Here is a 13,193-nt window from a genome sequence, read left to right as displayed (position 1 = left end):
GGATGATACGATTTCGGCTTCCGGCAGTTTTCCATGATTCTGGCAGATTACATTGCGCTCGCCCTCTTCGCCTTTCTGTGGGCGGCTTACTCCTGGTTTTCAGCGGGTTCGGGAGGAAAATATCTTCCACGACAGAGCCTCAACCAGGCCATGGTCGAGCGAAGGCATCGCTGGATCTACAATTCCCTGAAGCGTGAATTGCGGATGATCGATACGCAGATCTTCGCCGGATTGCAGAACGGGACTGCATTTTTCGCCACCTCGTCGATCTTCGCGTTGGGCAGCTGTTTCGCCCTTCTCGGCTCGACCGAAAAAGTCAATGCGGTCTTCTCTCACCTGCCCTTTGTCCCTTATGGCGGACAGGCCGTCTTCGAAATGAAGGTTGGTGGACTGGCATTTCTTCTCGGCCACGCCTTCTTCAAGTTCGGCTGGGCCTATCGCCTGTTCAACTATTGCACGATCCTTTTCGGCGGCCTGCCTATGACAAGGGAGGCTGAAGCCGACCCCGAGACGGCGCGCCGGGCCGCCGATCATGTCATCAGAATGAACATGATTGCGGCTAAGCACTTCAATTCCGGTCTCAGGACGCTTTTTCTGTCGATCGGCTATCTCGGTTGGTTCGCCGGACCCTATGTGTTCATGGCAACGACGGTGATCATCATCGTGGCATTGGTCCGCCGCCAGTATTTTTCCGAGGCGCGGCTCGCCATCATGGAAGACGACTGAGGGATTTGAAGAGAGTGACTGCAGCCGACACCCAACCGCAGCCGACAAGCGAGCGAGCGCCTCGTATCCTGCTGATCGATACGCTTCGCGGCATAGCGTTGATCGCAATGGCGACCTATCACTTCACATGGGACATCGAGTTCTTCGGCTATGTCGATCCCGGCACGGCAACCCAGGGGTTCTTCCGGCTCTATGCCCGCGCGATCGCCAGTTCGTTCCTGTTTCTCGCCGGTGTGAGCCTGGTTCTGGCGCATGGTCGCGGCATACGCTGGCCTTCCTTCTGGAAACGCCTCACCATCGTGGCGGGCGCGGCCATCGCGATCAGCATCGCTACGTTTTTCATCTTTCCGCAGGAATGGATCTTTTTCGGCATATTGCACAATATCGCCCTGTCGAGCCTGATCGGCCTGGCCTTCCTGCAATTGCCACTCGCCATCGCTTTCGCGGTACCGGTCATGATCGTCGCCGCCATGATTGTCGATGCCGTTGTCATGCCCGGCATGCTGCAGTCATCGCTGTTTGAAACGCGCTGGCTGGCCTGGATCGGCTTTGCCGATTTCCCGCCGCGCTCGAACGATTACGTGCCGCTATTCCCCTGGCTGGCGGCGCTTCTGATGGGTATAGCAGTTACCCGGCTCGCCATTGCCCGCGGCTGGACGGGACGACTGGCAAAACTGCAGTCCACCCATACGATGCTTGCAAAGGCCGGCCGCCACAGCCTGATCGTCTATCTGGTCCACCAGCCGATCCTGATTGCGCTCGTCTATCTCTTCTCGCTTGTTTCGCCGGCTCCGGCCCCTGATCCGCGGCTCGTCTATATGAACAGCTGCCAGCCCAGCTGCCTGCGAGAGACGGGCGATCCCGCTCTCTGCCAGCGTTTTTGCGGATGCACAGCCGACAAGCTGATCGCGGAACAGTTGATGACGCCGCTGCAGAACGGCACGATCAACGCGCAGGATAACCGGGTTCAGATCATGGCGCAGGAATGCTCGATCGACGCGCAGCAGCCCTGAGGCAGTAAAGCCTCAGGTGCCGACGCCGATTTCGGCCAGACGCGTAAGGCAGGCCTCTTCGACATTGTCGAGTTCGGCCAGCGTTTCGTCGATATCCTTGCGCTTCTGACGCAATTCGTCACGCTTTTCATCGACGCGTTTCATCAACAGCTTGAGCTGGCCCATTTCGCCGGGAGGTTCACGGTAGACCTGGATGATCTCGCGGATTTCGGAGATCGTGAAGCCGATGCGACGTCCACGCAATATCTCCAGAAGCAGGCGACGATCCGCCGCCCGGAACAGACGTGTCCGGCCGCGACGTTCGGGATGAAGCAGGCCTTCGTCCTCGTAGAATCGCAATGTGCGTGTCGATACGCCAAATTCGCGGGTCAGTTCGGTTATGCTGTAATATTTGTCCACGTCACTTCCTTGCTGTGACCCGCGAAAATAATTGACTTTTACGTAACAGTCAAACCGTGCCTATTTCAGCAACCATAGTGTTGCAAGGCCGAGGAAACTCATGAAACCGGTCATATCCGTGATTGCGGTCACGAACACCGCAGACGAAACCGCCGGGTCGGTCCCTGCCTTGTCGAGCAGCAGTGGTATCATCATGCCTGCCATCGCAGCAGCAAACATGTTTATCATCATCGCCGACGCAATCACCATTCCGAGGTGAGGATCGGCGAACCACCAGCCGGCCACAGAACCGACGACGGTGCCGAACAGCATGCCGTTGATCAGACCGACGCCCGCCTCGCGGCGCACGACACGCCAGGCATTATGGATGTCGAGATCGCGGGTGGCGAGCGCCCGAACCGTCACCGTCATTGTCTGAGAGCCGGCGTTGCCGCCCATGCCGGCGACGATCGGCATCAGGATGGCAAGCGCCACGATCTCTTCGATCGTCGCCTCGAACAGCCCGATGACGGATGCCGACAGGAAAGCAGTGACGAGATTGACCATCAGCCACGGCACGCGTGAGCGCGAGGTATCCTTCACCGAGTCGGACAGTTCTTCGTCGCCGACACCGGAAAGGCGGCGAATATCCTCTTCCGCCTCTTCCTGGATCACATCGACCACGTCATCGATGGTCAGCACACCGACGAGGCGGCCATTGTCATCGACAACGGCGGCAGACAGAAGGTCGTACTGCTCGAAGATCTGGGCCGCCTCTTCCTGGTCCATGTCGGCCGGGATCGGGTGGTTGGTTTCCCGCATGATCGTTTCGATCCGGATCTGCCGATTGCAGCGCAGGATACGGTCGAGATCGATGATACCGAGCAGCCGGAACGTCGGATCGATGACGAAGATCTGCGAAAAGCTGTCCGGCAGATTTTCCTCGTCGCGCAGATAGTCGATCGTCTGGCCGACGGTCCAGAACGGCGGCACGGCGACGAATTCGGTCTGCATGCGCCGGCCGGCGGAGCTTTCGGGATAATCCAGCGCACGCCGCAACCGCACCCGCTCGGTAAAAGGCAACTGCGCGAGAATTTCTTCGCGGTCCTGATGGTCGAGGTCTTCGAGAATATAGACGGCATCGTCCGAATCGAGATCGCCGATCGCAGCCGCGATCTGCTCGTTCGGCATCTGGTCGACGATCTCCATACGGATGGCTTCGTCAACTTCGGTAAGAGCCGTAAGGTCGAAATCCTTGCCGAGCAGTTTGACCAGCGCCAGGCGCTGGTCCGGCAGGATCGATTCGAGCAGGTCACCGAGTTCGGATTCATGCAGCTTCGCGACATTCTGGCGAAGGAAAAGCACATCGCGGTCAGCAATAGCTGCGCCGACGCGCGCCAGAAAGTCCGAGCGGATAGAACCGTCTTCGGAATAGATATCATGCTCCTCACTGCCGGCTTTCCGGCTGATGAGCGTGTCGTTCTGGATATCACTCATCAACCGCCCTCGCCGTGCACGATTGCCACTGCCGGTACAGCGACGGAAAACATATAGTCAACAATCAGATAGCATGAAAGACTGAAGCAATTTTATCGACAGCCGCGAAACGGCTTTTTATCCGCATTTCATCATGGAGTGGCAGATCTGCCGCCATGTCACAACAAGAGAAACGACATGACCGTCCGCACCATTCTGAGCTATCCCGATCCGGGCCTTTCCATGATCTGCGAGCCGGTTTCAAGCTTCGACGAGACCCTGTCGAACCTCGCACAGGATTTGCTGGAGACGATGCGCGACGCCCCCGGCGTCGGCATCACGGCCGCGCATATCGGCGTATTCCAGCGCCTTTTCGTGCTGGAACTCTCAGCAAGCCAGGGACCGCTTTATTACGTCAACCCGGAGATCCTGTGGGCGAGCGACGAGACCATCAGGCATATGGAAGGCAGCGTTTCCATGCCGGGAGCGACCGATGAGGTGGAGCGCCCGCGCCAAGTCAGGTTTCGTTACCAGGATCTGTCCGGCAATCCCCATGAAGAAAAGGCGAAGGATTTTCACGCGGTCTGCATCCAGCACGAGATCGATCAGCTTGATGGCATTTTCTGGCTGAAGCGGCTGTCGCGACTGAAGCGCGAGCGGCTGGTGAAAAAGTGGCAGAAGGAAAAATAGAATTTTCCCGCGAACCCGGCGAGGCTTCGCGCGTTACCCGCTCATGGTTGAACGAGGAGAAAGACCATGACGGAAACATCCAAGATCGAAGACAGCAAGATCGGTAGTGATGTTGCGGCACGCATTGCCTCATTGCCGGATATCGACACATCCGCGGTCGAACCTCATGTGAAGGGCACGACCGTGGTGCTGAAAGGCGCTGTCGACACAATCATGACGGCGCGCAAGGTGATTCTCGCGGCCGAAACGGTCGATGGCGTCCACGACGTGGAGAATCATTTGACCCTGACCGGCAACAAGGCAGGTCTACCGAACTAGAAACGAGCTCCGCGGTGCGCCGCAGGAACGAGACAGGGCACGGAGGCACCATGTCACCGAAAAAAGACATAAACGACATTTCCCGCGAAGAGGATTTTCGCGATTTCGACGACCGAAACCTGGATGACGGGTGGCCCTATGCCGACAAGCCCGGCCAGGCTGCCGGTCCGGTCGACAATGCCGCCTATGGCAGCACAAGTCCCGACGTGGAGACAGGCCGCAATCCCGGCTTTCTGATCGACGAGGCAGGCTTCGACGGGCTTGAAGAACCCCAGCGCGACAGCCTGCGGCCCGGCACGACAGGGCTTGAGAACTGGGATGACCTTGAGGAACGTGTCACCGATGCTATCGATGCGCTGGGGATCGTCGACATGGACCTGATCGACATCCATGTGGATCGGAACAACGTTACGATAGAAGGTCAGGTCGATGATGCTGCGACTTCACATGACATCATTGGCGCGACCCGGAATGTCGCTGGTGTAGGCAGGATCATCAACCACCTGCGTCTGGCCGGAGTCGACAGCCGCATTCCGGATGAGGACTGAACCCGTCAGCCGACCGAGAGCGAAATTTCCGGGCGCATCTTCAGCGTATTGCTGACCGTGCATATTTCCTCGGCCATATGAACGATCTGGCGGCGCTCTTCTTGGGTGAAATCGCCATCGATCGTGATCGCAACGATGAAGCGCTCGATCCGATAAGGTTCTTCGGCTGACTTTTCACCCGTTACATCAGCCGAAGCTCCGTCAAATCGGTCGAGAACCGAAAGTTTGCTGGCCGCGATCCGTGCGCTCAGCACTAGGCAGGCGGAAAGCGACGCAAACATCAGATCGAGCGGATTGAACCCCTCTTCGGATGCGCCGGTCACGACACCGATCTCGCCGCCGGTTCGGCTCGTCACCTGCGGGTGACCATTTCGCTGAACCTTGGCCACAGCCCCGATCGGGCGCTTCTTGATTTTCAGATCGACCATTCTGCTTATGCCTTCTCGATGACCGTCGGCCCAAAAATCTCTTCGAAGGCCTCGCGGAGCCGAATATCCACATCCTCCATCAGCACAAGCATGCCGAGATCGACAAGGCTCGTCACGCCGTAGGATGTCACGCCACAGGGCACGATGCCGGAAAAATGCGAAAGATCCGGATCGACATTCAATGAAAGGCCGTGAAAACTCACCCAACGGCGTAGGCGAATGCCGAAAGCTGCGATCTTGTCTTCCGCCATGCTTCCATCCGGCAGGCGAGGCTTTTCAGGCCGCTGAACCCAGACGCCGACTCGGTCTTCGCGTCGTTCCCCGCGAACATTCATCAACTCCAGGGTCTGGATGACCAGCTGCTCAAGTGCAGCGACATAGGCGCGTACATCCTGACGGCGGCGCTTGAGGTCGAGCATCACATAGGCCACCCGCTGGCCGGGACCATGATAGGTATATTCCCCACCGCGACCGGTTTCATGAACAGGGAATCTGTTCGGCTCGATCAGATCGGCGGAGTTGGCGCTGGTGCCTGCCGTATAAAGCGGCGGGTGCTCAAGCAGCCAGACGAGTTCGTCCGCCTTGCCGTCGGCAATTGCGGCGACTTCGCGCTCCATCGTCTCAAGCGCTTCTTCATAGGGCACGGGACAGTCCGAGATGCGCCAGCGCACCGGCGGACAGTGCGCTGCAGGGAACATCTGGTGGTCGAGATCGGTACGTGTCTGCATGACAGGCCTTCTGACAAGAAGATTGTAAATTTGCAATGCGCCTCTGAGGCCCGCAAAACAAGGGGTTCATATCAACCGCGAAAGGCGGCGGCTGTGGACATTGTTTTTTCTTTCAAAAAACTGTCACGGCACACTTGTGCAGCCGGAATCCATTTGCTAGATGCTGCCTCGCCGAAGCAATTCGGCCTACCACGATGCGGTCGTGGCGGAATTGGTAGACGCGCAGCGTTGAGGTCGCTGTGGGGCAACCCGTGGAAGTTCGAGTCTTCTCGACCGCACCAAATCAACCCGGCTTCGGCCGGGTTTTTTGTTTTCTGGCAATGAGTTACTTGATGCGGCGTCCCGCAAGCTGAATCATTGCGGGACGCCCGACCGGCTCGCCTATTTGCGACAGAGACGACGCGAGATCAGGCGTTGCGAGAGCCTTCGACGGCCAGGGACTGGATCACCAGACGGCAGTTCTCATTGCCCTGCGGAAGCAGTGTCATAGGGTCGACAAGGCCGGCGCTGACGCCAATCGCATTGGCCGCAGCCCAGCCCCAGTTTTCCTGCGCATAGCGCAACAGTTCCGGTGCCTCGACGGAAATGCAGGCCTTGCCCGCCTCCACGAGTTCCTGCGACGGCACGCCCTGCAGACGTTGCGACAACTCAGCCTGAAGCGGTGTGACGACAAAGATGGCGAATAGATAGCTGATGAATTCCGACAACGAAGATCTCCTGATTTCGACAGGGAGATAGGTATGGCCGATCATCCGCGCCAGCGGACACGGACGAATCGGAAGCCTGTTGTGCCTAGAACTTCACGCCGATCGCCAGACCGACATGGGTAAGGCCATCGTTCGGCCCGTCGCAAAGGTTTGCGTGAGACGAATGATCCGCCGTCGCCATGAGATTGACGGTGTCGTTCAGGCGCATGCCGAGCGCCACATGCTCGCGAAATAGAAAACGACATCCCAGCAGCGGCCCGTCACCGGTATCAAGATTGCCGTTATGGACAGTCCCGCCAATTCCCGCCTCGGCGAAAAACGTCTCGCCGAGCGGCACATGCCAGTTCAGCCCGGCATAGGCCTGATCCGTCGCGTCCGGCCCACCCGAGACGCCAAGCTGGATTCTCGGCTCGAGAAGCACTGCTGCCGCCCCGGTGCGGGAGGTTTTGAACGGGGCGAGATAAATTTCTGCGGATCCGACCGCGCCCTTGTCCTTCGAGCCGTCGCTCTGGAGCAGGCCGCCAGCTCCGATACGGACTTCATCGACGAGATCGCCGGAAAATACTGGTTGGGCAAACGCAATGCCAAGAACAAGTGCAAGCGGCGATATGAATTTCATCGGCTTCCCTCGAATCAATGCTGAAACTGTCGAGGCAAAACCGCCGGGTGTATAGAGGTGAAAGACAACACTCTGCCTTCTGTACGGTAGCGAAGACCCGCCACCGTAGGATACCGTCTTTCAAATGAAGGCCCCAACTTGAAGGCGGTTGCCGGCTATGGTTCAACAACCGCATCATCAAGAGTGCTGCCATGTCCGATTCTCATCCGCAAAATCCGATCAAGGGCATGGCCATCATGGCGGCCTGCATGGTCGTCCTGCCGATGATGGATGCGATCGCCAAATACATGGCGACTTTCGAGACCATGTCGCCGGGCCAAGTGACCTTCTACCGATTCTTTTTCCAGTTTCTGGCGCTGCTGCCGATCGCGTTTTTCGTGCCCGGCGCGATCCGTGGCGGCAAGCGACCCTGGATGAACCTTCTGCGCGGCGCGCTGCATGCCGCAGCCAGCCTGATGTTCTTCATGGCGGTCAAATACATGCCTCTGGCAGACGTTTTCGCCATCTATTTCGTCGAGCCCTTCATGCTGACGATGATGTCGGCGCTGTTCTTAGGCGAAAAGGTCGGCTGGCGCAGATGGCTCGCGATTGCCATCGGTTTCGGCGGCGCGATGATCGTCATTCAGCCGAGTTACGAGATCTTTGGCTGGACGGCTCTACTGCCCGTCCTCTGCGCCTTTCTCTACACGCTCTACCTTTTTCTCAATCGCGCGATCGGCGATGCCGACTCACCGCTGACCATGCAGTTCGTCGCCGGCGTTGGTGGAACCCTGTTCATGACCGTTGGGCTGCTGGCGGGCCATTTCATCTATCCCGTAGAGTTCGAAGCGTCCCTACCCTCATCCGGTCTCGGCCTGCTTCTGCTGATCATCCTGGGCAGCCTGTCCGGTTACGTTCATCTGCTAGTGGTGCGGGCCTTCCGCATGGCGCCGCTATCGCTTTTGGCGCCGTTCCAGTATTTCGAGATCATCTCGGCAACCGTGCTCGGATATCTTCTGTTTTCCGATTTCCCGACGGCCTCCAAATGGCTTGGGATCGGGATCATCGTCGCCTCCGGCCTGTTCATCATCTGGCGCGAACGTATCAGGGTGAGACAGATTTCGGCCGAACCGCCGCTTGGCTAGTCTTCGTTAACCGCCCTTATTGTCTGGCTCTCAACTTCTCCAAACTAAGAGCAATATCAGTTTCATGATGAAACGGAGAAAGAGATGAGCGGCATACGCTTTTCTTTTCCGGCATGTGTCATCGCCGGAAAGGGCCGCATCGACAGGCATGACCTGTTGATTCTGCGAAAATACGCCTTCACGAACGGAATCCGTGGTTACGACGACGCGCTCCTGCTTCTCGCCTTGAACGACATGTGCCCGGTTCATTGCGAAGAATGGCCGATCTATTTCGTCGAACAACTGGCGGCATTCATCGTCGACACCGCACCACCTCGCGGACGCCTGGACGCCGCGAAAGCCGCATGGCTGATCCGTGCATTGGCGCTTGAGGGCCGGATCGAGCATCAGTTGCAGCTCGAAACGCTTCTCCACGCGATCGAACGTGCAGAAAGCTGTCCGGATCTCCTGTCGGCCTTCGCACTCGACCAGTTGCGCCACAAGCTTCTGGCTCCCCCGGAGTTATCCTACGGCGTGCCTGCACCTCGTCATGCGGGGATCACTGCCGATGACATGGCCTATGTCTGGCGGCTCTTGCGGTGCCGGGTCGATGGCGGTCGCCTCTTCATTTCGGCGCTGGAAGCATCCAGCCTCGCGATGATAGACGACGTCATAAGGCATCGGGACAACCATCCCGGCTGGCAGGAAGTGATGGACTATGTGGCAGGCGAAGAGCGCCATATAGAGAGCCTTCGCTCCCATCCCTGGCTTCTGACCGATGACGACATCGCGACCTGGAACGAACGCGTGGCTTGAAGCTGAATTTTCCTTGGCAACGGTTGACATGCGCCGGGCAAAACAGTCCAAGAGCGCATGCAAACGTCGAACCCCACGCTCCCCTTCGGCTACTCTCCCGTTCCTGCGGGAAAGCTTGCCAACATGGTCACCTGCCTCGAAATGTTCGAGCGCCCGGCCGCCCGGCCTTTGCCGCCGGAAACCGGTCTGCGGGTCGAACGCTGGGCAGAACCTTCGGTCAGTGACTATCGCGACCTGTATCGTCGTGTCGGCGAGGATTGGCTGTGGGTATCGCGTATCGTCATGCCGGATGCGGAACTGCAAGCGATCATCACCGATCCGCTGATCGAGATCTACGTCCTGACCGACGGAAAACGTCGACTGGGACTTCTGGAACTCGATTTCCGTCAAGAGGGCGAATGCGAGATCGCCTTCTTCGGCGTCGTGCCGGAAGCGATCGGCAATGGCGCAGGCCGCATCATGATGAATGCCGCGATCGACAACGCATGGTCGCGGCCAATCAGCCGTTTCTGGGTCCATACCTGCAATTTCGACCATCCGGCGGCGCTGGCCTTCTATCAGCGCTCCGGCTTCACACCTTATGCCTTCATGGTCGAAATCTGCGATGATCCACGGCTCGATGGCCGCATGTCGCGCGATCTTGCCCCTCACGTTCCGATCATCGAACCCCGCTGATCAAAGCGTGATCGGCACCTGTCGTTTTTGCGGCAAGCCACGTCCGGTTCCGGCTTGAGCCGGATCGCTTCAGCGTGCAAAAGTCCGCGCAGATTCTAATTCAGTAACAAGACTTTTAAATTTCAAACCAAGGGAGTGACACGATGGATGTCCGCGCCGCTGTTGCCGTTCAGGCAGGTAAACCGCTGGAAGTGATGACGGTTCAGCTCGACGGCCCGAAGGCCGGCGAAGTGCTGGTCGAGATCAAGGCCACCGGGATCTGCCACACCGACGATTTCACCCTCTCGGGCGCGGACCCGGAAGGCCTGTTTCCGGCCATTCTCGGCCATGAAGGCGCCGGCATCGTCGTCGATGTCGGCCCCGGCGTCACCTCGTTGAAGAAGGGCGATCACGTCATTCCGCTCTACACGCCGGAATGCCGCGAATGCTATTCCTGCACCTCGCGCAAGACCAATCTCTGCACCTCGATCCGCTCGACCCAGGGCCAGGGCGTGATGCCGGACGGCACGAGCCGCTTCTCGATCGGCAAGGACAAGATCCACCACTATATGGGCTGCTCGACCTTCGCCAACTTCACCGTTCTGCCGGAGATCGCGCTTGCCAAGATCAATCCCGACGCCCCCTTCGACAAGGTCTGCTATATCGGCTGCGGCGTGACGACCGGTATCGGCGCCGTCATCAACACGGCCAAGGTCGAGATCGGCTCCACCGCGATCGTCTTCGGCCTCGGCGGCATCGGCCTCAACGTGCTGCAGGGCCTGCGGCTTGCCGGCGCCGACATGATCATCGGCGTCGACATCAACCCGGATCGCAAGGAATGGGGCGAAAAGTTCGGTATGACCCACTTCGTCAATCCGAAGGAAGTCGGCGAGGATATCGTTCCTTATCTGGTCAACATGACCAAGCGTCATGGCGACCTTATCGGCGGTGCCGACTACACGTTCGACTGCACCGGCAACACCAAGGTGATGCGCCAGGCGCTGGAATCGTCGCATCGCGGCTGGGGCAAGTCGGTCATCATCGGCGTTGCCGGCGCAGGTCAGGAGATCTCCACCCGTCCGTTCCAGCTGGTCACCGGCCGCAACTGGATGGGCACGGCCTTCGGCGGCGCACGCGGCCGCACCGACGTGCCGAAGATCGTCGACTGGTACATGGAAGGCAAGATCCAGATCGACCCGATGATCACCCATACCATGCCGCTTGAAGACATCAACAAGGGGTTCGACCTGATGCACAAGGGTGAATCGATCCGTGGCGTGGTCGTCTATTGAGCGCCTTGTCAAAATATACGGTTGATGTGCGGAGGCTCGACGAGTTCTCCGCACTCGATCTCTATGCCATGCTGAAAATGCGCGTCGACGTCTTCGTCGTCGAGCAGATATGCCCCTATCCCGAGCTTGACGGCAACGATCCCGACTGCCTGCACCTGCGGCTTATGAATGGCGAGGACCTGCTCGCCTGCGCCCGTCTCTGGCGCCCGACGCCGGACCACCTGCCCCGTATCGGCCGCGTGGCCGTATCGCCCAACCACCGCGGAAAGCGTCTCGGCGACGCACTGATGCGCGAAGCGATCACCGAATGCGAAAAGGCCTATCCCGGCGAAGCGATCGAGATCTCCGCCCAGGCGCATCTGCAGAAATTCTACGGTTCGCTCGGCTTTGAACGGACATCCGAGGAATATCTGGAAGACGGCATTCCGCATGTGGATATGATACGGCCATTGATGATCTGACCGACTGATTGACAGATGATTTGAATGGCGCTTCGATTGCATCTACATATGGATGTAACAAGCGATGTTCGAGTGGGACGACGACAAGAACGCAAGCGACATCGCCAAGCATGGCCTGAGCTTCGAAAAAGCCGCTCAGATATTCGACGGACCGGTTGTTACATCAATCGACGACCGGATCGATTACGGTGAAGTTCGGCACATAAGCATCGGGTCTATTGGCTCTGTCCTTATCATCGTAATTGCCCATACCGACCGGAATGGAAAATCCGCATCATTTCTGCAAGGCCAGCCATGAAACGCGAGAGAGAACGATATGCCGACGCGTTACGCGGAAGAACTGGATAACAAGACACTGTCCGCCTTGTCGGATTCTGACATCGACACGTCTGAAATCCCTGATCTCGATGACGATTTCTGGGTCAACGGCAAAGTTGTCGATCTTAAAGGCACGATATCGGGAAACTCCGAGCCAACGAGGTCCCCGCTTGCTTTTCCTTTGCCCCGATCTATCATCCTATCCGGGAAGAAGAGAGAGGAAGCAACCATGTACAAATTCGAAGTCTACAAGGATAAGGCAGGCGAGTTTCGTTTCCGTTTCAAGGCCTCCAACGGCCAGAGCATGTTTTCCTCAGAAGGTTATGCAGCCAAGGCCTCTGCCATAGCCGCCATCGAATCCATCAAGAAAAACGCACCGGCCGCAACCGTCGACGACCAGACGACAGCGGTGGCGTGATCTGCTAAGTCGCTTCCTTGTTGAATCTGTCTACGAGGAAGCGAATAGCCTTGATCTATGTCGATGCCGATGCCTGCCCGGTGAAGCCGGAAATTCTGAAGGTCGCAGAGCGCCACGGCCTTGAGGTGACGTTTGTCGCCAATTCCGGCCTGCGCCCGTCCCGTGATCCGATGGTCAAGAACGTCATCGTTTCGGGAGCCTTCGATGCCGCCGATGACTGGATCGCCGAACGTGCCGCGACTGGTGACATCGTGGTGACTGCAGACGTGCCGCTTGCGGGGCGTTGTGTCGCCGCAGGTGCATTGGTGACTGGCCCGACCGGACGCCTGTTCGACAAGACCAATATCGGCATGGCGACCGCGATGCGCGACCTCGGCGCTCATCTGCGCGAGACGGGTGAAAGCAAGGGATACAATGCCGCCTTCTCACCGCGGGATCGCTCGGCATTTCTGGAAACCCTCGACAGGCTCTGCCGCAGGGCAAAATCGGCCGGCTGAACG

At 58.4% G+C, this 13,193-nt stretch carries 19 protein-coding genes and 1 tRNA gene; 14 read left to right on the top strand and 6 right to left on the bottom strand.

Features of this window, described 5'->3' with window-relative positions:
* Positions 1 to 33 precede the first annotated feature (33 nt).
* Entirely contained in the window at positions 34 to 726 is a 693-nt protein-coding gene (locus MRBLMR1_RS06450; protein ID WP_148144829.1) for a DUF599 domain-containing protein, read from the top strand.
* A 14-nt stretch (positions 727 to 740) separates the two neighbouring features.
* Complete coding sequence (locus MRBLMR1_RS06445) at positions 741 to 1,739, top strand: acetyltransferase domain-containing protein (protein WP_148144830.1); 999 nt, start codon at positions 741 to 743, stop codon at positions 1,737 to 1,739.
* 12 nt (positions 1,740 to 1,751) lie between these two features.
* Here MRBLMR1_RS06445 and MRBLMR1_RS06440 read toward each other — a convergent pair whose 3' ends face one another.
* Together MRBLMR1_RS06440 and mgtE are read right to left on the bottom strand one after the other, a co-directional pair.
* Positions 1,752 to 2,138: a MerR family transcriptional regulator gene (locus tag MRBLMR1_RS06440; protein WP_148144831.1), complete on the bottom strand. Its 387-nt coding sequence runs from the start codon at positions 2,136 to 2,138 to the stop codon at positions 1,752 to 1,754.
* A gap of 60 nt (positions 2,139 to 2,198) precedes the next feature.
* Positions 2,199 to 3,614: a magnesium transporter gene (gene mgtE / locus MRBLMR1_RS06435; protein WP_148144832.1), complete on the bottom strand. Its 1,416-nt coding sequence runs from the start codon at positions 3,612 to 3,614 to the stop codon at positions 2,199 to 2,201.
* A 177-nt stretch (positions 3,615 to 3,791) separates the two neighbouring features.
* Here mgtE and MRBLMR1_RS06430 point away from each other — a divergent pair, with 177 nt between their 5' ends.
* From MRBLMR1_RS06430 to MRBLMR1_RS06420, 3 genes are all read left to right on the top strand, one after another.
* Complete coding sequence (locus tag MRBLMR1_RS06430) at positions 3,792 to 4,283, top strand: peptide deformylase (RefSeq protein ID WP_183686054.1); 492 nt, start codon at positions 3,792 to 3,794, stop codon at positions 4,281 to 4,283.
* Positions 4,284 to 4,349: 66 nt separating this feature from the next.
* A complete protein-coding gene (locus MRBLMR1_RS06425) occupies positions 4,350 to 4,601 on the top strand; it encodes a BON domain-containing protein (RefSeq protein WP_148144834.1) in 252 nt (83 codons plus the stop codon).
* A 50-nt stretch (positions 4,602 to 4,651) separates the two neighbouring features.
* Entirely contained in the window at positions 4,652 to 5,149 is a 498-nt protein-coding gene (locus MRBLMR1_RS06420) for a BON domain-containing protein (protein WP_148144835.1), read from the top strand.
* A 5-nt stretch (positions 5,150 to 5,154) separates the two neighbouring features.
* Here MRBLMR1_RS06420 and MRBLMR1_RS06415 read toward each other — a convergent pair whose 3' ends face one another.
* Complete coding sequence (locus MRBLMR1_RS06415; RefSeq protein ID WP_148144836.1) at positions 5,155 to 5,577, bottom strand: OsmC family protein; 423 nt, start codon at positions 5,575 to 5,577, stop codon at positions 5,155 to 5,157.
* A gap of 5 nt (positions 5,578 to 5,582) precedes the next feature.
* Complete coding sequence (lipB, locus tag MRBLMR1_RS06410; RefSeq protein WP_148144837.1) at positions 5,583 to 6,305, bottom strand: lipoyl(octanoyl) transferase LipB; 723 nt, start codon at positions 6,303 to 6,305, stop codon at positions 5,583 to 5,585.
* A gap of 196 nt (positions 6,306 to 6,501) precedes the next feature.
* On the opposite strand from lipB, the gene MRBLMR1_RS06405 reads away from it, so the two are divergent.
* Positions 6,502 to 6,586: transfer RNA gene (locus MRBLMR1_RS06405), tRNA-Leu, on the top strand.
* Positions 6,587 to 6,712: 126 nt separating this feature from the next.
* On the opposite strand, the gene MRBLMR1_RS06400 is transcribed toward MRBLMR1_RS06405, so the two are convergent.
* Positions 6,713 to 7,012, bottom strand: a complete 300-nt coding sequence (locus tag MRBLMR1_RS06400) for a hypothetical protein (RefSeq protein ID WP_148144838.1) — start codon at positions 7,010 to 7,012, stop codon at positions 6,713 to 6,715.
* Positions 7,013 to 7,097: 85 nt separating this feature from the next.
* A complete protein-coding gene (locus MRBLMR1_RS06395) occupies positions 7,098 to 7,631 on the bottom strand; it encodes an acyloxyacyl hydrolase (protein ID WP_148144839.1) in 534 nt (177 codons plus the stop codon).
* A 191-nt stretch (positions 7,632 to 7,822) separates the two neighbouring features.
* Between MRBLMR1_RS06395 and MRBLMR1_RS06390 the strand changes: the two genes are divergently transcribed.
* From MRBLMR1_RS06390 to MRBLMR1_RS06355, 8 genes are all read left to right on the top strand, one after another.
* On the top strand, positions 7,823 to 8,755 hold the full coding sequence (locus tag MRBLMR1_RS06390; RefSeq protein WP_148144840.1) for a DMT family transporter: 933 nt from the start codon (positions 7,823 to 7,825) through the stop codon (positions 8,753 to 8,755).
* A gap of 84 nt (positions 8,756 to 8,839) precedes the next feature.
* A complete protein-coding gene (locus MRBLMR1_RS06385) occupies positions 8,840 to 9,550 on the top strand; it encodes a hypothetical protein (RefSeq protein ID WP_148144841.1) in 711 nt (236 codons plus the stop codon).
* A gap of 57 nt (positions 9,551 to 9,607) precedes the next feature.
* Positions 9,608 to 10,225 carry a GNAT family N-acetyltransferase gene (locus MRBLMR1_RS06380; RefSeq protein WP_148144842.1) on the top strand — a complete coding sequence of 206 codons (618 nt, stop codon included), beginning with the start codon at positions 9,608 to 9,610 and terminating at the stop codon, positions 10,223 to 10,225.
* 143 nt (positions 10,226 to 10,368) lie between these two features.
* Complete coding sequence (locus tag MRBLMR1_RS06375) at positions 10,369 to 11,496, top strand: S-(hydroxymethyl)glutathione dehydrogenase/class III alcohol dehydrogenase (protein ID WP_148144843.1); 1,128 nt, start codon at positions 10,369 to 10,371, stop codon at positions 11,494 to 11,496.
* Positions 11,493 to 11,957 carry a GNAT family N-acetyltransferase gene (locus tag MRBLMR1_RS06370; protein WP_148144844.1) on the top strand — a complete coding sequence of 155 codons (465 nt, stop codon included), beginning with the start codon at positions 11,493 to 11,495 and terminating at the stop codon, positions 11,955 to 11,957. The genes MRBLMR1_RS06375 and MRBLMR1_RS06370 overlap by 4 nt, the downstream gene beginning before the upstream one ends.
* A 64-nt stretch (positions 11,958 to 12,021) precedes the next feature.
* Positions 12,022 to 12,255: a BrnT family toxin gene (locus MRBLMR1_RS06365; protein ID WP_500064005.1), complete on the top strand. Its 234-nt coding sequence runs from the start codon at positions 12,022 to 12,024 to the stop codon at positions 12,253 to 12,255.
* A 249-nt stretch (positions 12,256 to 12,504) separates the two neighbouring features.
* Entirely contained in the window at positions 12,505 to 12,693 is a 189-nt protein-coding gene (locus MRBLMR1_RS06360; protein WP_148144845.1) for a DUF1508 domain-containing protein, read from the top strand.
* A gap of 50 nt (positions 12,694 to 12,743) precedes the next feature.
* Positions 12,744 to 13,190 (top strand): YaiI/YqxD family protein, encoded by a 447-nt coding sequence (locus MRBLMR1_RS06355; protein ID WP_148144846.1) that lies wholly within the window; start codon positions 12,744 to 12,746, stop codon positions 13,188 to 13,190.
* The last annotated feature ends 3 nt before the right edge of the window (positions 13,191 to 13,193 follow it).

The organism is Neorhizobium sp. LMR1-1-1.1, from assembly GCF_040675795.1.
Taxonomy (GTDB): Bacteria; Pseudomonadota; Alphaproteobacteria; order Rhizobiales; family Rhizobiaceae; genus Neorhizobium; species Neorhizobium cellulosilyticum.
The sequence above is the reverse complement of the archived record's forward strand: the minus strand, read 5'-3'. Positions and strand labels throughout refer to the sequence as shown.